This window comes from Streptococcus mitis SK1080 (genome assembly GCF_000220085.1).
GTDB lineage: Bacteria > Bacillota > Bacilli > Lactobacillales > Streptococcaceae > Streptococcus > Streptococcus mitis_K.
This window is the reverse complement of sequence record NZ_AFQV01000023.1, coordinates 48,569-68,436: the sequence shown is the minus strand read 5'-3', so window position 1 is coordinate 68,436 and position 19,868 is coordinate 48,569. Positions and strand designations below refer to the sequence as shown.

16 protein-coding genes are annotated in these 19,868 nt (G+C 43.2%); 4 read left to right on the top strand and 12 right to left on the bottom strand.

What is annotated here, in order from left to right:
• Nucleotide 1: 1 nt before the first annotated feature.
• The 3 genes from HMPREF9957_RS09620 to recJ all read right to left on the bottom strand — a co-directional run bounded on the left by HMPREF9957_RS09620 (nt 2) and on the right by recJ (nt 4,905).
• The gene (locus tag HMPREF9957_RS09620; protein WP_000290039.1) at nt 2-781 is read right to left on the bottom strand and encodes an alpha/beta hydrolase; all 780 of its coding nucleotides are present in this window, start codon (nt 779-781) and stop codon (nt 2-4) included.
• Nucleotides 782-847: 66 nt separating this feature from the next.
• On the bottom strand, nt 848-2,509 hold the full coding sequence (locus tag HMPREF9957_RS09615; RefSeq protein ID WP_000065615.1) for a ribonuclease J: 1,662 nt from the start codon (nt 2,507-2,509) through the stop codon (nt 848-850).
• A gap of 173 nt (nt 2,510-2,682) precedes the next feature.
• Entirely contained in the window at nt 2,683-4,905 is a 2,223-nt protein-coding gene (gene recJ, locus HMPREF9957_RS09610) for a single-stranded-DNA-specific exonuclease RecJ (protein WP_025170718.1), read from the bottom strand.
• A 176-nt stretch (nt 4,906-5,081) separates the two neighbouring features.
• On the opposite strand from recJ, the gene HMPREF9957_RS09605 reads away from it, so the two are divergent.
• From HMPREF9957_RS09605 to HMPREF9957_RS09590, 4 genes are read left to right on the top strand one after another with little or no spacing between them, the layout of a single operon-like run.
• Nucleotides 5,082-5,840 (top strand): amino acid ABC transporter ATP-binding protein, encoded by a 759-nt coding sequence (locus HMPREF9957_RS09605; RefSeq protein ID WP_001229569.1) that lies wholly within the window; start codon nt 5,082-5,084, stop codon nt 5,838-5,840.
• A gap of 10 nt (nt 5,841-5,850) precedes the next feature.
• Nucleotides 5,851-6,645: a transporter substrate-binding domain-containing protein gene (locus tag HMPREF9957_RS09600; RefSeq protein WP_000726198.1), complete on the top strand. Its 795-nt coding sequence runs from the start codon at nt 5,851-5,853 to the stop codon at nt 6,643-6,645.
• 12 nt (nt 6,646-6,657) lie between these two features.
• The gene (locus HMPREF9957_RS09595; protein ID WP_000131121.1) at nt 6,658-7,335 is read left to right on the top strand and encodes an amino acid ABC transporter permease; all 678 of its coding nucleotides are present in this window, start codon (nt 6,658-6,660) and stop codon (nt 7,333-7,335) included.
• A 9-nt stretch (nt 7,336-7,344) separates the two neighbouring features.
• On the top strand, nt 7,345-8,004 hold the full coding sequence (locus HMPREF9957_RS09590) for an amino acid ABC transporter permease (RefSeq protein ID WP_000443883.1): 660 nt from the start codon (nt 7,345-7,347) through the stop codon (nt 8,002-8,004).
• A 96-nt stretch (nt 8,005-8,100) separates the two neighbouring features.
• Here the strand turns inward: HMPREF9957_RS09590 and HMPREF9957_RS09585 are convergent, their stop codons facing one another.
• From HMPREF9957_RS09585 to metE, 9 genes are all read right to left on the bottom strand, one after another.
• Nucleotides 8,101-9,231 (bottom strand): ABC transporter ATP-binding protein, encoded by a 1,131-nt coding sequence (locus tag HMPREF9957_RS09585; protein WP_000229949.1) that lies wholly within the window; start codon nt 9,229-9,231, stop codon nt 8,101-8,103.
• A 112-nt stretch (nt 9,232-9,343) separates the two neighbouring features.
• A complete protein-coding gene (locus HMPREF9957_RS09580; RefSeq protein WP_000968022.1) occupies nt 9,344-10,213 on the bottom strand; it encodes a helix-turn-helix domain-containing protein in 870 nt (289 codons plus the stop codon).
• Nucleotides 10,214-10,216: 3 nt separating this feature from the next.
• The gene (locus HMPREF9957_RS09575; RefSeq protein ID WP_000567927.1) at nt 10,217-10,603 is read right to left on the bottom strand and encodes a Mini-ribonuclease 3; all 387 of its coding nucleotides are present in this window, start codon (nt 10,601-10,603) and stop codon (nt 10,217-10,219) included.
• Nucleotides 10,596-11,939 carry a cysteine--tRNA ligase gene (cysS, locus tag HMPREF9957_RS09570; protein ID WP_000591111.1) on the bottom strand — a complete coding sequence of 448 codons (1,344 nt, stop codon included), beginning with the start codon at nt 11,937-11,939 and terminating at the stop codon, nt 10,596-10,598. The genes HMPREF9957_RS09575 and cysS overlap by 8 nt, the downstream gene beginning before the upstream one ends.
• An 81-nt stretch (nt 11,940-12,020) precedes the next feature.
• Nucleotides 12,021-12,905: a GNAT family N-acetyltransferase gene (locus HMPREF9957_RS09565; RefSeq protein WP_000613649.1), complete on the bottom strand. Its 885-nt coding sequence runs from the start codon at nt 12,903-12,905 to the stop codon at nt 12,021-12,023.
• A gap of 11 nt (nt 12,906-12,916) precedes the next feature.
• Nucleotides 12,917-13,534, bottom strand: a complete 618-nt coding sequence (gene cysE, locus HMPREF9957_RS09560) for a serine O-acetyltransferase (RefSeq protein WP_000539985.1) — start codon at nt 13,532-13,534, stop codon at nt 12,917-12,919.
• Nucleotides 13,535-13,549: 15 nt separating this feature from the next.
• The gene (pnp, locus tag HMPREF9957_RS09555) at nt 13,550-15,763 is read right to left on the bottom strand and encodes a polyribonucleotide nucleotidyltransferase (protein ID WP_004242619.1); all 2,214 of its coding nucleotides are present in this window, start codon (nt 15,761-15,763) and stop codon (nt 13,550-13,552) included.
• 723 nt (nt 15,764-16,486) lie between these two features.
• On the bottom strand, nt 16,487-17,353 hold the full coding sequence (metF, locus tag HMPREF9957_RS09550) for a methylenetetrahydrofolate reductase [NAD(P)H] (protein WP_000089966.1): 867 nt from the start codon (nt 17,351-17,353) through the stop codon (nt 16,487-16,489).
• A gap of 101 nt (nt 17,354-17,454) precedes the next feature.
• A complete protein-coding gene (metE, locus tag HMPREF9957_RS09545) occupies nt 17,455-19,704 on the bottom strand; it encodes a 5-methyltetrahydropteroyltriglutamate--homocysteine S-methyltransferase (protein ID WP_000108232.1) in 2,250 nt (749 codons plus the stop codon).
• Between the last annotated feature and the right edge of the window lie 164 nt (nt 19,705-19,868).

The following is a 19,868-nucleotide window of genomic DNA, read 5'->3' as shown; positions in this document are numbered from 1 at the left end:
ACTAAGTCAATCTCTCTTCTAATTTGAAATCAATTGGTAGGGTTGTTAAAAAAACTTCCAATTGTTTTTCCCAATAATACCACTCGTGAGTTCCAGCGCTATGGCTATAGGTCACATCAAAACCTAATTTTTTGAGATTTTTCACCGCTAGATTATTGGCTTCATACAAGAAATCCTGCTCGCCACACCAAGCCCACAGCTTGGTCTTTTTGTCCGATTTTTTAGCCAGACTTTCTAGAGAATAAGGACTAGCTGTCCAGTCTTTAATCTCCCCAAACACACCTCTCCAATAAGCCGGCGTCCCCAAATCTTGAGTTTCAGGCGAAAAATCTTCAAAGCTAAGGGCACCCGAAAAGCTAGCCGCATGAGAGAAACGATTTGTAACAAGAGCCAGTTTAAAGCAGCCGTAGCCTCCCATAGAGAGGCCAGCGATAAAGGTCTTTTCACGCTTGCTAGTCATATTAGGGAAGAAGCGTTTCAAAACCTCTGGCAATTCCTCTGCTAGAGACGTGTAGTAGTCAAAACCATATTGGGTATCGGTATACCAACCGTTGCTGGTATTGGGCATAACAACGATGAGATTAGTCCCCCGAAGCAAGCGTTCTACATTGGTCCGCTTGAGCCAACTATTATGATTGCCAGACATCCCGTGCAAGAGGTACAAGACGGGAATATCTTTACAATCTGGATTTTCCACTCGATTGGCATCAGGGTAGAGGACATTCACCCCCCACTCCATATCCAAAACTTGTGAGTAATACTCGATTTTCATTACTGCCATAATTTTTCCTCTATTTTTCTATAAGAAAAAGCCGAAACTCGACTTTCTCTCTGTTTATTTCAACGATTATTTTGCTTCCATGACCACTGGTAGAATGGCTGGACGACGCTTGGTTTGGTCAAAGAGGTACTTGGTCAGATTATCACGAACCTTCCCTTTAAGATCTGCCCAGTCAAAGTCATCTCCTTGAAGATAGTCTTCTACCGTCTGGTTAATCAATTCTGAACTTTCACGGAGAATATCGCGACTCTTCTTGAGATAAACAAATCCGCGCGTATGAACACGAGCCTTGGCCACAATTTTCTTCTCACGACGGTTAACGGTAATTGCTACGATGAAAATACCGTCCTCTGACAAGACCTTACGGTCACGAAGAACTACATTTCCAACATCACCGATGGCATTCCCGTCAATCAAGACATCCCCTGCCGAAACTGCTCCAGCTGGGACAAAGTCTCCATTCTCATAAGCCATGCTGGTTCCCTTTTTAGGAATGAAAATGCGTTCTGGCAGCATCCCGACCGCCATAGCAGCCTTAGCATGGGCATCCAACTCACGGTATTCCCCTTGAATTGGGAAGAGATACTTAGGTTGCAAGAGATTAATCATCAACTGCAAATCACGCGCATTCCCATGTCCTGACACACGCAAGCTTTGGGTAATCAATTTGACAACCCCGCCAGCTTGGTAAATCATGTTTTCCACACGCGCCATAACCGCTTCTTTGGCGATAGACGGAGTGGTTACGATATAGACCAAATCACCGTCCTTGATTTCCACATAACGGTGGCGACCAATCGACATCTTGCGAAGACCGTTGATAGGCTCACCCATACGACCTGTCTCAAGGATAATCAACTCCTGGTCTTCAAAACGAGACATATCTTTTGGCTTAATCAAAAGACTCTCATTAGCTAGAGACAATTTCTTGAGGCGAATAGCAGTGCGGACGATATTTTCAATATCAAATCCTGTCAAGACCACACGACGGCCTGTTGCATCCGCAGCATCAAATACCTGCTGGATACGAGAGAGGTTGCTGGCTACTGCTGCAACAATGATACGACCATCCCAGTCCGAAATGGTTTGAGTGATCTCGTCCCCAACTTCACTTTCGCTAGCCACTTGGATATTACTATCTGCATTGGCTGAATCACTAAGAAGAGCCAGAACTCCATCACGACCGATTTCTGCCAAACGAGCGAAGTCTGTCGCATAAGATTCACTAGCCGTCTGGTCAAATTTGAAGTCACCTGTATAAACGATACTACCTTCAGCTGTCTTCAAGACAACACCCAGACTTTCTGGGATAGAGTGGGTCGTACGGAAGAAGGACACCACAGTCCCTCCAAAATCTATCTCCGTATCCTCATCAATGACATGGAAATCATTAAATTTCTTAACCGTATCATTTCCTTTGACAAAGAGTTTTGCCAACTCAATGGTCAACTCAGACCCAAATACAGGTACCTTGGCTTCAGCCAAGAGATAAGGCAGAGCACCAATGGCATCCGCATGGCCGTGGGTCAAGAAGACCCCAGCGATACGATCGCTATTTTCAAAAAGGTAGTCCATATTGGGAATAACGACGTCCACCCCTAGTTGTTCATTTTCAGGGTATTTTAGACCTGCGTCCAAAACGAAAATAGATCCATCGATTTCAGCGATATACATATTTTTCCCGTTTTCACGTACACCACCAAGTGTTGTTAAACTGATATTACTCATTTTTCCTCCGAAAGCTTAGTTTATCTTGATTATAGGGTTACTTACCCTCTTATTCTAAAAGCACTATTACTTTTAGCCGAATCTTTTCCTACCATTATACCATTTTTTTGATGATTTTCAAAATGAAGATTTGTTTTCAAAAAAGAGCTGGTTGCCCAACTCTTTCCTATCATCTACTCTTTTTCCATTAAAAAGTCATAAATTTCTTGCACCGTACCCAGCGCCATCATTTCTTGGTCTTTAACGGTTTGTTTGAGATTTTGGTAAATCCGACTTTCTCCGATCTCCCGCTTTGGCGCTTCCTTATTAACTGTCATAACGCCATCTTTAATCATCACAAAGCCTAGTTCTTCAAATACTTGAATCATCTTGACCAGCAAGATTTGTTGGATATTGAGATAAGTGGCCAAATCCTTCAGTTTATAGCGAATATCAAACTCTGGGAACTGGTAAATAGTCTTGTACAATTTGGCAAACTGCTCTCTAGTCCCATACCCTGTCAGATAGTAGGCCTTGTCAATATCATTTTTGAAATAGACAGCAGAGAAATTCTGTTCCTGAAAAATGGTCTTCAGCAGGGTAATATCCTCAGGAATGGTTTTTACGACAACAGCTTCACTAGTCGCTAAATCTGGCAGTTCTCCAGCAAAATCCAAGACTGGAACTCCTTCTGGTAAGACTGCATTCTTCCCACGGATGTTAAAAAGTTGAACACCCTCCACACGCGCATCCACCATCATCAACTGCAGGGCAGTTTGACCATTCCATTGATTGACAGACAATTTGACTGCTAGCTCTAGATTCTTGGTTTGAGCAAATTCTGTTGCCCACCTGCCTTGGCCAAAGGCTACCACTTCAAAACTCGCCTCACCCTTGGAAATTTTCAGCTTGAGATGGGCATTTCCTGCTCCCATAGTACGAGCACTTTCGACCTGAAAATCCTTGATATAAAAGATAGGTTTCTGATTGTCCATTCCAAAAGGTGCCAAACGTTCAAAACTTTTGACCGTTTCCAAGCTAAGTGCCTCCAAATCCAGTTCTTCATCTAGATTTAACTTGTTCTTGCCAGCAGCATCTGCACCTTTTTCACGAACATAATCTTCCAAGACCTGAGATAAATCTGAAAGTTTCTCCACTTCCAGCGTCATGCCAGCCGCACCAGCATGGCCACCAAAGGCGATAAAGAGGTCGCGATGGGGATCTAGGGCTTCAAAAATATCGACCGCTTCCACGCTACGAGCACTACCCTTGGCACGACCGTCCTCTATATTAAGAACGATGACTGTCTGCCCTAGCTCTTCCAACAAACGACCAGCTACGATTCCTAGAACCCCAGGATTCCAGCCTTCCTTGGCCAAGACTTGGACCTTCTTCTCAGGGTCCACCATGGTCTTAGTTTCTTCATAGATAGACTGGACAATTTCCTTGCGCTCTTCGTTTTTCTGATGAATCATAAGGGCAATCTCGTGCGCTTCCTCATCGTCAAATCCAGTCAGCAAATCAATGGCAGGATTGGGATCGTCCAAACGCCCCAAGGCATTCAAACGAGGGGCAATCTGGAAACCAACCGTTTCTTCTGTCACTTCATTGGTAGCAATCCCAGCCATGTCTAGCATTTCTTGTAGACCAATACGCTGAGTGTGTCCCAACATTTCCAACCCATACTGAACCAAGATACGGTTCTCATCTGTCAAACTAACCATATCAGCAATGGTACCAATAGCGACCAAATCAAGCAATTCCACTTGTACTTCTTCCAAAAGTGCACAAGCCAACTTGAAAGCAACTCCACAACCAGCCAAATATTTGAAAGGATAGTTCGCATCCGGATGTTCAGGATGGACAATAGCATAGGCATCTGGTAAGGTTTCAGGCATGGAATGGTGGTCAGTCACAATGACATCCACTCCCATCGACTGGGCCAATTCAATAGCCTCATGACCAGCAACCCCATTATCCACCGTCACAATCAAGGAAATCCCTTCTTGCTCGATAAAATATTTGTAAACACTGGCATTAGGTCCATAACCGTCGGTAAAACGATTAGGCAGATAAACCCGGCACTCGGCACCAAGCTGTTCCAAACTTTCCTTAACAATAGAAGCCGAAGTCATTCCATCCGCATCGTAATCTCCATAAATGAGGATATTTTCCCCTTCTTCAATGGCCTGACGAATCCGTTCCACTGCCTTGTCCATATCATGGAGCAGATAAGGGTCGTGCAAGTCCTCCAAGGAAGGTTCTAAAAACTTCTTCAGACTTTCTTGGTCCTGAATCCCTCTTTCAAATAATAGCCGAGCCACCTCAGGACCCAGTCCAGCCTTCTTGGCTATCTTTGTAAAATCCGCATCTTCTACCTGCGGGGCAAACTGCCATTCATAAGTAGGTGTTATCAAAAAGACATCCACTCTTTCTAAGAATTCTATTGCTTCATTATAACATGATTTAGTCGTTTTCTCTATCCAGATTGCTTTTTTATAAAATTTTAGTGAATTTTTTCAGATATGATTTGACAAGACAAATTTTTTGGTGTAGAATCATGTCATAAAATATAACACAAAGGAGATTCCTTATGGCTTTAGTAGAATTTGAACACGTCGAAAAATATTACGGAGACTACCATGCACTCCGCGACATCAATCTCCGTTTTGAAAAAGGGCAAGTCGTTGTCCTACTCGGACCATCTGGTTCTGGAAAATCCACTCTTATCCGCACCATCAATGGTTTGGAGGCTGTTGACAAGGGAAGTCTTCTAGTAAATGGTCACCAAGTTGCTGGTGCCAGCCAGAAAGATTTGGTTCCTCTTCGCAAGGAAGTCGGCATGGTTTTCCAGCATTTTAACCTCTACCCTCACAAAACAGTGTTAGAAAACGTAACACTCGCACCCATAAAAGTTCTAGGAATTGATAAAAAAGAAGCTGAAAAAACAGCCCAAAAATATCTGGAATTTGTAAATATGTGGGACAAGAAAGATTCTTATCCAGCCATGCTATCTGGTGGACAAAAACAACGGATTGCCATTGCACGTGGACTCGCTATGCATCCTGAACTCCTCCTCTTTGATGAGCCAACATCCGCTCTTGACCCTGAAACTATCGGTGATGTTCTGGCTGTTATGCAAAAATTGGCCCACGATGGTATGAATATGATTGTCGTTACCCATGAAATGGGCTTTGCCCGTGAAGTTGCCGACCGCATCATCTTTATGGCTGACGGAGAAGTTTTAGTGGATACGACAGATGTTGATGACTTTTTCGACAATCCAAGCGAACCTCGTGCCCAACAATTCCTCAGCAAAATTATCAACCACGAAAGTGACAAAGTCAAATAAGGAGGCACCTATGAAAAAGAAATTCTTTTTATCCGCATTATTGATTAGCCTTTTGGGTCTTGCTGCTACAAAACCAGTTCAGGCCGACACCAGTGTCGCAGATATTCAAAAGAGAGGCGAACTGGTTGTCGGTGTCAAACAAGATGTTCCTAATTTTGGTTACAAGGATCCTAAGACAGGGACCTATTCTGGTATCGAAACAGACTTGGCCAAGATGGTAGCTGATGAGCTCAAGGTCAAGGTTCGCTATGTACCTGTTACAGCGCAAACTCGTGGACCGCTCCTAGACAATGAACAGGTCGATATGGATATCGCAACCTTTACCATCACAGACGAACGCAAAAAACTCTACAACTTTACCAGCCCTTACTACACAGATGCTTCTGGATTTTTGGTCAATAAATCTGCCAAAATCAAAAAGATTGAGGAGCTAAACGGCAAAACCATCGGAGTTGCCCAAGGTTCCATTACCCAACGCCTGATTACTGAACTGGGTAAAAAGAAAGGCTTGAAGTTTAAATTCGTCGAACTTGGTTCCTACCCAGAATTGATTACGTCCCTACACGCTCATCGTATCGATGCCTTTTCCGTTGACCGCTCGATTCTATCTGGCTATATCAGTAAACGCACAGTACTACTAGATGATAGTTTCAAGCCATCAGACTACGGTATTGTTACCAAGAAATCAAATACAGAGCTCAACGACTATCTCGATAACTTGGTTACTAAATGGAGCAAGGATGGTAGTTTGCAGAAACTTTATGACCGTTACAAGCTCAAACCATCTAGCCATACCGCAGATTAAGGAGGACACCCTATGACAGATTTATCATCTTGGACAGCCTATTTTCAGGATTTTGGACAATTTTTCAATGGTTTCCTCTTCACCCTTGCCCTAGCGATCGGATCCTTTATCCTAGCCATGATTTTAGGCATCTTCTTCGGAGCCATATCAACCAGCAAGCGTCCAATATTGAGAATTTTGGCTCGTATCTTTGTAGAATTTTACCAAAACACTCCCCTCTTGGTGCAGTTTGTTATCGTTTTTTATGGCCTACCTCTTATCAGTGACCACACCATCATGATTCCGATTTATTGGACAGCTGTTCTCTGCGTCGGACTTTATCACGGCGCCTATATCGCTGAGGTTATTCGCTCAGGTATTCAGTCTATTCCTAGCGGTCAGATGGAAGCCGCCTTGTCACAAGGTTTTACCTATATCAGCGCCATGCGCTTGATTATCTTGCCTCAGGCCTTTCGTATCATTCTCCCACCTTTGACTAACCAAATCGTCAACCTCATCAAGAACACCTCTACAGTCGCCATTATCTCTGGAGTAGACTTGATGTTTGTGACCAAGTCTTGGTCGGCCCTCAACGGAAATTACATTCCAGCATTTTTAGGCGCTGCCCTGCTCTACTTTTCTCTTTGCTTTCCTGTTGCCCAGTTTGGTCGCAAGATGGAGCAAGCAAACAAAAAAGCCTATTCACTTTAGGAGGTTACTATGGAATCCATTTTAGAAGTTTTGACCCCAGATAACCTAGTCTTTATCTTTAAAGGATTTGGCTTGACTCTCTACATTTCTCTAATTGCCATCGTCCTCTCTACCCTTATCGGTACGGTGCTAGCTGTCATGAGAAATGGCAAAAATCCTATCTTGCGCATCATCTCCAGCATTTACATCGAGTTTGTGCGTAACGTTCCCAACCTCCTCTGGATTTTCACTATCTTTTTAGTTTTCAAAATGAAATCCACACCAGCAGGAATCACTGCCTTTACTCTCTTTACCTCAGCAGCCCTAGCTGAGATTATCCGAGGCGGTCTCAATGCCGTAGACAAGGGGCAGTACGAAGCAGGAATGTCACAAGGCTTCACCTCAGCCCAAATCCTCTACCATATTATTCTTCCACAAGCCATCCGCAAAATGTTGCCAGCCATCATTTCTCAGTTTGTAACCGTGATTAAGGATACCAGTCTTCTCTACTCTGTTATCGCCCTACAAGAACTCTTTGGAGCCAGCCAAATTCTCATGGGCCGTTATTTCGAACCAGAGCAGGTCTTCAGTCTGTATATCCTGATTGCCCTCATCTACTTCAGCTTTAACCTAGCAATCTCTAGCCTATCTCATATGCTGGCCAAACGTTGGCAACAAGCTGCAGAATAATAAATTAGCTCTCCAAGTACATGGAGAGTTTTTTTCTACTCAATCTCCAAAAAACACTGCCAGATTTCTCTAGCAGTGTTTTGATATTTCATTTGCTTAGTAGACTGTTTTTTCAGTTTCTACATCGAAGAAGTGTGCTTTGTTCAAGTCAAATCCAAGTTCAACTGTTGCACCTGTTTGCAAGTAGTCACGAGCGTCAACTTTAGCAACAAATTCGTCTTTACCAACTTGGCAGTAAAGGTGAGATTCTGAACCAAGCAATTCTGATACAGAGATAGTAGCTTTGACAACTGATTCTGGGAATGTTTCAAGGAAAGCAGGTTCTGCATTCACGTCTTCTGGACGGATACCGAAGATCAATTCTTTACCTTCGTAGCCTTTTTCACGAAGAACTTTCAATGCTCCTTCTGGAACTTTCAAACGGAAACCGTCTGAAATAATTTCGCTTCCAACCAATTTCACGTTGATGAAGTTCATAGCTGGGCTTCCGATGAATCCTGCTACGAATTTGTTAACTGGGTTTTTGTAAACTTCTTGAGGAGTACCGATTTGTTCTACACGTCCGATAGTACCTGTACCAGCAGGGTTCTTAGTTGCTGACATGATAACGATACGGTCTGCAAGTGTCATCGCTTCTGTTTGGTCGTGAGTTACGTAGATAGTTGTAGCTCCGATACGACGATGGATTTTCGCGATTTCAGCACGCATTGATACACGAAGTTTGGCATCCAAGTTTGACAAAGGTTCGTCCATCAAGAATACTTTTGCATCACGGACAATCGCACGACCCATGGCAACACGTTGACGTTGACCACCTGAAAGGTCAGCTGGTTTACGTTCCAAAAATTCTTTCAATCCAAGAATTTCAGCTGCTTCTTGCACACGTTTGTCGATGTCTTCTTTGCTGTATTTACGCAATTTCAAACCGAAAGCCATGTTATCATAAACAGTCATGTGTGGGTAAAGAGCGTAGTTTTGGAATACCATGGCGATGTCACGGTCTTTTGGAGCTACGTCGTTGACAACCACGCCATCGATAGATGCAGTACCTTCTGTGATGTCTTCAAGACCAGCAATCATACGGAGTGTAGTTGATTTACCACATCCTGAAGGTCCTACGAAAACGATGAACTCTTTGTCTTTGATGTCCAAGTTGAAGTCTTCAACTGAGTAGTGTTCGCTATTTGGATATTTTTTGTAAATGTTTTTAAGATTCAATTCTACCATGAGGTGAACTCCTTTTGTCTTTTGATAGTTTTATTATAGATGAAAACGCTTTATATTTCTATGGCAAGGTGACCAAAAAAACAAAAAAGTTCTGTGCAACTTGCACAAAACTTTAGAGAATATCTGGTAAAATCAATTGATAACACAGAGTCAGGTCGGTCAACTCCTTCAACTGAAGCCCTGTCAATTCTTCCCATTTATCAATCTTGTATTGGAGAGAATTGCGGTGCAGATAAAGTTGCTGGGCCGTTTTAGTGAGGACAGCACTATTTTCCCAAAGTGAAAGAATGATTTCCTGAATCTGATCTTGGTCCAAAATCATCTGGTGCAGGCATTCCTTGATTGCCTTCAAGTCCACGAGTCTTTCTCCCATACTCCAAAGATAGAGCTGAGAAAAAGTATGAACACCTTGGTGACCCTGACGCCACCAAGTCTTAAACAAATCTCGCTCTGCTTTAATCAAGTCTGATAGGGCTTGATGGCCTGTCTGAGACCAAACCTGGCCTAACATGATAGAGAGACGCAGTCCAAAGTCATACTCAACTGCTTCAATCGTATCACTTAAAATAGCTCGTACAGAGGTGTATTTGTCTTGTTGCAGCACGAAAACATAATCCTGAGCTCCGACCTGAAGCACCGTCTGACAGTTAGGAAAAAGAGTCCGCATCATATCTAACCAAGAAGCTAGATTTTCCTGCTGAAAATAGGAAAGATGACAATAAACCAACTGAATCTTTTTAAAAGTTTGTGGTGCTTGTCCCTTTCCCTCAACCAGATAAGAATACCAAGGATTGAGTGAACGAGCCTGCTCCTGCTGGGTCAAAAGAGCAACCAACTGCTTTTCACGCTCGCTGAGCCCAGCTTCCTCCAGCAAGATCCACCGCTGAGAAGCTAAAAGGAGCGTGAGATAACCTTCTTTCTCTACTGGTTGGTCTGAAATCTGAGCTTCAGGAAACCAGTCTTGTAGTTCTTTTGCCATCATGTCCTAGCCCTCCACTTTTTGGATGCACCACGAAATCAAGCTCTCAAGACGTTCCAGATTTTCAGTCATATGGAGATATCCCATGACTGCTTCAAAACCTGTGGACATGCGATAAGTCACCACATCAGCATTTTTGGCCTTGGTATGGCTATTGGTATTGCGACCACGTTTGTAGATTTCCTCTTCTTTTTCCGTCAAGACTTGCTCCTCCAACATAAGGGAAATCAGGCGAGCCTGAGCCTTGGCTGAGACATACTTGGTCGCTTCTTGGTGGAGTTTATTGGGCTTGGTCATGCCTTTAAGAATGAGGTGACGGCGAATATACATGGAATACACCGCGTCCCCCTCAAAAGCTAACGCAATCCCGTTAATGAGATTGACATCAATCACGTGTCCACCTCACTCCATCCTTGGTATCAAGGAGCTTAATCCCTTGAGCAGCCAATTGGTCACGGATCTGGTCCGCTGTCGCAAAGTCACGATTGGCACGCGCTTCTTGGCGTTTTTGAATCAAGGATTCGATCTCTGCATCCAAAACCTCCTCGACAAAGACAATTCCAAAAACTTCCAACATAGCCGCAAGAGCTTGCTTAACACTTGTATCATAGTTACCAGAGTTTATCCATTTGGCCATTTCAAAGACAACTGTGATACCGTTGGCAGCGTTAAAATCCTCATCCATAGCTGCTACAAACTTATCTTTAAAGGCTTGTAACTCTTGAGCATCTACAGTTCCAGTAAATGGTTGCTCATAAGTATTCTTTAGATACTTGAGATTAGTCTCTGCATCCCGCACTGCCTTTTCCGTAAAGTTGATAGGTTTGCGATAATGTTGAGTCGCAAAGAAGAAACGAAGCACTTGACCATCAAGAGTCTTCAGGGCATCATGAACAGTGATAAAGTTCCCCAAAGACTTAGACATCTTGACATTATCGATATTGACAAAGCCATTGTGCATCCAGTAGTTGGCAAAGGTCTGACCTGTTTTGGCTTCTGACTGGGCAATTTCATTGGTATGATGAGGAAACTCTAGGTCGGCTCCGCCACCGTGGATATCAATGGTATCGCCCAAAATCTCTGTTGACATGACTGAACACTCGATGTGCCAGCCTGGACGACCAGGTCCCCAAGGACTATCCCAAGAAATCTCGCCTAGCTTGGCAGCTTTCCAGAGGGCAAAGTCCACAGGATTTTCCTTACGAGCCGTTTCTTCATCGGTACGACCTGAAGCACCTAGCTCCAAATCTTCCAAGGTTTTATTTGCTAATTTAGCATAGTTGTGGGATTTTTCCACACGGAAGTAAACATCCCCTTGGCTCTCATAGGCAAAACCTTTTTCAATCAAGTCTTCCACAAAGCGGATAATGTCAGCCATAAACTCCACCACACGCGGATGGCGAGTCGCAGGTTTGACGCCCAAGGCTGTCACATCCTCACGAAAGGCAACTATGTACTTGTCCGCAACCTCCTGAGGAGTGATGCCTTCTTCCTTGGCACGGTTGATAATCTTATCATCCACATCCGTAAAATTGGAAATATAGGCAACTTCGTACCCACGATACTCAAAGTAACGTCGAATGGTATCAAAAGCTACCGTCGAGCGGGCATTCCCCACGTGGATATAGTTGTACACGGTTGGCCCACAAACATACATCTTGACCTTGCCGTCCTCGATTGGGACAAATTCTCGCAAATCACGAGACATGGTGTCATAGATTTTAATCATAAATCATAATCAGGAAAGCTGAATTCCAAGAACAGTTAATTTCATCACTAAAAGTTCAAGTAAATTTCAGTCCGAATATCTCTACACTTCGGAATCCCTTGCTCCTTTCTCATTCAGATAAACCACCTGAGTCTGTTTGACAAAGCCAATTTTTTCATACAAGCGCTTGGCACCTACATTACTATCCTCTACAGCAATCTGAAATTCCTTATCATTTTGCTCAATTAGTTGGTTGACAAGGGATTTTGCTAAATAGCTTCCATACCCTTTTCCACGTTCAGGTTCCGATATTGCTAAACCGTAGAAGTAATTCGTATTAGTCGATAAATCTACCGTGCAAGTTCCAATAACCTGACCGTCTTTTAATAAAATATATAAGCGACTTTCTGGATCCTTCAGAGCTTCAGCGACATATCTATCCACAATCTCTCTAGACTCATGTTCCTCTGAAAATGCCTGAAATTTTAACTGACTAATTTGCTCCTGAAACGAACTATCTGCTAACAAAACTTCAAGATTGGAAACAGTTGCTAACGGATAAGGTCTTCTATCCTTACCTAACCAGGTTTCTGTCTCTTCGTCCTCGACCAATCCCCAGTTGCTGACAAAATCAGGATGGCGGTCTAGAAAAATACGTTCTGTCTGAAAAGTAACTGAACGAATAGGGAAAGAAGCCGTTTCTTTCTCAAAACTAGTAAACAATGCACGCGCAATCCCCTGATGGCGATGACCTGGATGAACCAGTATCGTCACTTCTACATCTTGGTCATCTGCATAGACAGTTAATAAACCAACAAGTTCGCCTTTTTCATAATAAAGGAAAAAGGCGGGCATGTTTGGGTCAAAATTAAGCATGTTAGAGAGATAGGGATCACGATAGGTACCGTCATAGTTTTGGCAACAGTTAATTAGTTTTTTCGCCTCAGATAGCTCCTCTTGGCTTAACTTGTTTCTTGCTTGAATCATATAGGTATCCTCTACAACCCAGACGATCTGTGACTGGCATCTTTAGCCTGCTCGAGTTTATTGACGTAGTACTCTCGTTTTTCCTCTACTTCGTGAATGACCGGCTCATCCTTCTTACCATGAACACGGACAATCTTAGCAGGAATACCGACAACCGTCACATCACTAGGAACATCTGCCACAACAACTGCTGCAGCACCGACCTTAGCATTTTCGCCGATTTCCACCGGTCCAATAACTTGGGCATGGGCTGATATGAGAGCTCCCTTTCGAACAGTCGGATGGCGTTTGCCACAGTCTTTCCCTGTTCCCCCAAGAGTCACCCCATGATAGAGGAGAACTCCCGTCTCAACGATAGCCGTCTCTCCAATCACCAGACCCGAACCATGGTCGATAAAGACACCTGAATCAATCTGGGCACCTGGATGAATCTCAATCTGAGTCCAAAAGCGCCAGAACTGACTGTGCATACGAGCCAGTAGTTTGAAGCCATGCTTCCATAGAAAATGCGAGAGACGGTGGGCCGCCAAGGCCTTGACACCTGGATAAGTCAGCAAAACCTCCAAAGTGGTGCGGGCCGCTGGATCATTTTCTTTTACGATATCAATGGTTTCGCGCCACCATCCCATACATTTCTCCTTTTCTTATTCTGAATCTTTTGGTGTTTCTGTAAATTCTTTCTTAGGTTTGTGATCCTTGTGATGACGTGGGCGGTGAGGACGCTCTGATTTTTCACCTTTTTCATCACGTTCAGGTTTTGGAGGACGAGGAAGAAGGGCTTTCATAGAAGCATCCACACGTCCTTTTTCATCAATCTTGATAACCTTAACATCAACTTCATCCCCGATTGCTACCAAGTCTTCGACATTATTGGTACGCGTCCAAGCCATCTCAGAGATATGAACAAGGGCATCTGTCTTGTCAAAGAGGTTGACAAAGGCACCAAATTTCTCGATACGAACGACTTTAGCACGGTAAACTTCATCCACTTTGGCTTCACGGACCAAACCAGCAATAATTTCTTTAGCACGGTTAATAGCATCTTGGTCGCTAGAGTAGATAGACACATTTCCTTCTTCGTCGATATCAATCTTAACGCCTGTTTCGGCGATAATCTTGTCGATGGTTTCTCCACCCTTACCGATGACAATCTTGATCTTGTCCACATCGATCTTGATCGTATCAATTTTCGGAGCAGTTGGAGCCAATTCTGGACGAACTTCTGGAATGGTTGCTTCAATCACATCAAGGATTTCAAAACGTGCTTTCTTGGCTTGAGCAAGAGCCTCTGTCAAGATTTCTGCAGTGATTCCTTGAATCTTGATATCCATTTGAAGGGCTGTAATCCCGTCACGAGTACCCGCAACCTTGAAGTCCATGTCGCCAAAATGATCTTCCAAACCTTGGATATCTGTCAATACTGTGTAGTTATTTCCATCTGAGATGAGACCCATGGCAATCCCTGCTACTGGTGCCTTGATTGGCACACCACCAGCCATAAGGGCAAGAGTTCCCGCACAGATAGAAGCTTGAGATGAAGAACCATTTGATTCCAAGACTTCTGCTACCAGACGGATAGCGTATGGGAATTCTTCCAAGCTTGGCAAGACTTGAGCAAGGGCACGCTCTCCAAGAGCACCGTGACCAATTTCACGACGACCTGGCGCACCGTAACGACCAGTTTCCCCTACAGAGTATTGTGGGAAGTTATAGTGGTGCATAAAGCGTTTCTTGTACTCTGGGTCCAAACCATCAATGATTTGAGTTTCACCCATCGGAGCCAAAGTCAAGACTGAAAGAGCCTGAGTTTGTCCACGAGTAAAGAGACCTGAACCGTGCACACGAGGAAGGAAGTCAACAACCGCATCCAAAGGACGGATTTCATCAACCTTACGACCGTCAGGACGCACCTTATCTTCTGTGATCAAACGGCGCACTTCAGCATGTTCCATTTGTTCCAAGATTTCAGCCACATCACGCATAATACGGTCAAATTCTTCGTGGTCTGCATATTTTTCTTCGTAAACAGCAGTTACTTGGTCTTTAACAGCTTGAGTTGCAGCTTCACGAGCCAATTTTTCTTCTACTTGAACCGCTTTTTGGAGATCACTGTTGTAGGCTGCGATGATTTCAGCTTGCAATTCAGCATCTACATGAAGCAATTCCACCTCTGCTTTTTCTTTACCGACTGCTGCAACGATTTCTTCTTGGAAAGCGATCAATTCTTTAACTGCTTCGTGTCCTTTAAGAAGGGCTTCCAACATGATTTCTTCTGACAATTCTTTAGCACCAGACTCTACCATGTTGATAGCGTGCTTGGTACCAGCTACTGTCAATTCAAGGAGAGATTGCTCTGCTTGTTCTTGCGTAGGGTTGATGATGATTTGGCCATCTACATAGCCCACTTGTACTCCAGCGATTGGTCCGTCAAATGGAATATCTGAGATAGAAAGCGCCAAGGATGAACCAAACATAGCAGCCATTGGTGCAGAAGCATTTTCATCATAAGAAAGCACGGTGTTAATCACTTGCACTTCATTACGGAAACCTTCCGCAAACATGGGACGGATTGGACGGTCAATTAAACGCGCTGTCAAGGTCGCATCTGTTGAAGGACGTCCTTCACGTTTCATAAAGCCACCAGGAAACTTCCCAGCTGCATACATTTTTTCTTCGTAGTTGACTTGAAGAGGGAAGAAATCTCCAGTTGCCATTTTCTTAGACATAACGGCAGCAGTCAAGACAGTTGACTCACCGTAACGCACGACAACAGAGCCATTGGCTTGCTTAGCAACCTGACCAGTCTCTACAATTAACTCACGACCCGCAAAAGTCGTTTGAAACACTTGTTTTGTCATTTTAATCCCCTTTGGATTGATGAAATTATACGCCTTGCCTACAAAGATCAAGATACCAAGGACATCAAAAGCAAAGTAAAAATAGGAAACTGACGAAGTCTTCGATGAAGACAAGACAGTTTATCTTTTTTACACAGCTTTTCGGCCGGGTTCAATTGCTCAAGATATTTTGGACGGTTCGGCTTGCCGAACATTTCTGTAGAAAAATAGGAAGGTGACTTTGCACTCGATGAGTGCTAGGAAGCTTATCTTTTTTCCTAAGAAATGAGGACAAAATTCAATTAAGTATCTTTTTGATATTTCCCTGAAATAGTGTGGACGGGAGATAAAATTATCCAGTGGATGATTTTAGAAATCCAATGGAATTTCAATGGTAAATTTTAATTACTTCGCCTTTTCATTTCTATGCTCAGGCTAAAATAGTTTCCCGAGCTATTTTACTCTCAAAAATCCCGTCTTAGATAATAATATTGTTATCATCTAAGATACCACGATAGCGTGAATATCTTTTAAATACTCACTCCGTTCGTGTTTTTTGAGACACACATTATCAGATTTTGTTTAAAAAATAATCAACTTTAAACAAACTTCTACAACCTAAATACCCTCATCTTTGTATCAAGTACGTACAGAGTCTATTTTATCATATTTTTCTTAAAAAGTGCGGTCTTTACCATTAAAAAGGAACCATTCCCCTCACTGAGAAGAATGGTTTGCTTTTTATTATCCGAGAGACTGATGATTAAACAAAGCATGTGTTGCTTGGTGGATGTATTTTGCTGTATCCGCATTGTTCATGGTGTAGAGATGCACACCTGCAACATCCTGAGTTACCAAGTCCACGATTTGGTCCACTGCATAGGCAAGTCCTGCTGCTCTGAGCGACTCAGGGTCATGCTCATACTTGTCTAAGATGGCTTTAAATTTGCGTGGAAGATGGATATTCTCACAAGTCTTCAAGAGACGGAGAGCCTGATTTCGATTCAGAATTGGCATAATCCCTGCATGAATGGGAACATCAATCCCAGCCAAGATGCACTTGTCTTGGAAATCATAGAAGCGCTCATTGTCAAAGAAAAGCTGAGTTACAAGGCTCGAACAGCCTGCATCCACTTTCTTCTTAAGATTTTGAATATCTGAAATCTGATTTGGTGAATCTGGATGCCCTTCTGGATAACAAGCACCAACAATATCAAAGTGAGGAGCTTGCTCCTTGATGAACTCAATCAAGTCAGTTGCGTAGCGGAAATCCTTTTGTGGTTCCACATCTGGAATAATATCCCCACGAAGAGCCAAGATTTTCTGCACCCCAACCTTGTCCAAGTCTGCAATAGTTTCAGCAACCTTGTCCTTGGTCAGATAGATGGCTGGCAAGTGAGCAATAGTCGGAATCGCCAAGTCATTTTGGATAAAGTCGGCCAAACGAACCGTCGTTTCCTTGATATTAAATTTATTATTGCTGGCAGTTACACTGATAAAGTGGGGAGCCAACTCCTGCATATCTTGAAGAGCAGAAATAATGTTATCATTACCCACGGCTGGGTTTGGAGGGAACACTTCAAATGAGAGTGACGGTGTTTGGCGTGACATAGTCATTATCCTTTTCTAGTTGATTTTTTCGTTAGCTGGACTCCTATAATCCGAGTGAAACAGGCAGATTGACCAAACAGCGCTTCTTGAGAAATCCTATCTTATAATTTCTCACGCGCAGCTTTAGCTGCTTCAACAAGGCGGATCAAGCTTTCTTTTGTTTCTGGAATACCGCGTGTTTTCAAACCACAGTCAGGGTTGATCCAAACTTTCTTGCTTGGCACTTTAGCAAGGATAGCTTCGATTGTATTGTCAATTTCGCCTTCATTTGGCACACGAGGAGAGTGGATATCGTAAACCCCAGGTCCCACTTCTGTTTGGAAGTTTTTCGCTTTGAGTTCGTCCAAGATTTCAAGATTTGAACGGCTTGCCTCAAATGAGATAACGTCCGCATCCATGTTGTCGATAGCTGGGATGATATCTGTAAATTCTGAATAACACATGTGAGTGTGGATTTGAGTATCTGGCGCTACTGTTGAGTGTACCAAGCGGAAGGCAGGAATTGCCCAGTCAAGGTAGTCTTCATACCAGTCGCTACGACGGAGTGGCAATTTCTCACGAAGAGCAGCCTCGTCGATTTGGATGATTTTCACACCAGCAGCTTCAAGGTCAAGCACTTCATCCTTGATAGCAAGGGCGATTTGAAGAGTAGAATCCTTGATAGAGATGTCTTCACGTGGGAATGACCAGTTGAGGATGGTAACAGGTCCAGTCAACATACCTTTAACAGGTTTGTTTGTACGGCTTTGTGCATAGCTAGACCATTTAACAGTGATAGGGTTAAGACGAGTGACATCACCCCAAATGATTGGTGGTTTCACCCCACGCATACCGTATGATTGTACCCAACCATTTTTAGAGAAGAGGTATCCTGACAAGTTTTGACCGAAGTACTCAACCATGTCATTACGCTCGAATTCACCGTGAACAAGGACATCAAAGTCGATATCTTCTTGCCATTTGATCCATTCATCGATCGTTTCAGCAAGGAAAGCATCGTACTCTTCTTGAGACAACTCACCTTTACGGTAAGCCAAACGTTTCGCACGAACTTCCTTGGTTTGAGGGAATGAACCGATAGTTGTTGTTGGAAGAGCTGGAAGTTTGAAAGCTTCTTCTTGGATAGCTTCACGTTCAGCAAATGCTGGCAAACGAGTGTAGTCTGCGTCTGTCAAGCCAGCGATACGCGCACGAAGTTCCGCATTTTCACCAACACGCTCAGTCGCAAAGAGTTCTTTGTTAGCTGCAAGTGCTTCTTCACCTTGACCATTGCGGATAGCATCCAAGTCACGGATTTCATCTAATTTTTCAACCGCAAAGGCAAAGTGGTTCAAGATTGCTGGTTCAAATTCTTCATTAGCAGTTGTAAATGGCACATGAAGAAGTGAGCATGAACTTGTCAAGACAATGTTTTCAGCTGGAATTTGTTCAAGAACAGCCAAACTCTTTTCGTAATTGTTACGCCAGATGTTTTTACCATTGACAATACCTGCATAAAGAGTCTTATCAGCTGGGAAACCACCTTTAACGAGTTCAAGAGTTTTCTTACCTTCAACGAAGTCAAGACCGATAGCATCTACTGGCAAGTTTACAAGGTCAGCGTAGACGTCACGAACGTCACCGAAGTAAGTTTGAAGCAAGACTTCAAGACCTTTTTTGTCAGCCAAGAGTTTGTTGTAGAGGTTCAAGAAGAGAGCTTTTTCTTTAGCTGTCAAATCTTTGACAAGAGCCGCTTCATCCAATTGGATACGAGTCGCACCAAGTTCTGCCAATTTAGCAAAAACTTCTTGGTAAGCAGCCACTAAGCTGTCTACGAAGTCTTCTGCTTTCACGCCTTCTTCAAAGTCTGACAATTGAAGGAAAGTGAAGGGACCTACAAGGACTGGGCGAGTGTTCAATCCAAGTTCTTTTGCTTCTTGGAACTCATCGAAGATCTTGTGACCAGCCAATTTTACTTGAGTGTCTTTTTCAAATTTAGGAACGATGTAGTGGTAGTTGGTGTTGAACCATTTCTTCATTGGAAGGGCGCGAACGTCTCCTTTTTCTCCTTGGTAACCACGACCCAAAGCGAAGTAGCGCTCAAGGTCAGACAAGTCCAAGTTTTGAACGGATGCAGGTACCACGTTGAAAAGGAAGGCTGCATCTAGGAAGTTGTCATAGTGAGAAAAGTCATTTGATGGAATTTCAGTAATGCCTTTTTCTTTGACAATGTTCCAGTGTTTAGCACGCAAGTCTTTTGCGGCTGCCAAGAGTTCTTCTTCTGAGATTTCTTTTCTAAAGTATTTTTCAGTTGTAAATTTTAATTCGCGGAATTCGCCCAAACGAGGGAAACCGATGATTGTAGTTGACATGATGTGTCCTCCAAAATTTGTTGTTGAAACTATCTTAACAGAAAAGGAATCATCTGTATAATTGTAAAAAATTAGGCTTTGATATAGTTTGAAACTATACCTCTGTTTTAGACAAAAGAAAAAGACTTGAGACAAATGCCTCAAATCCTTTGTGTAGCTTGTTT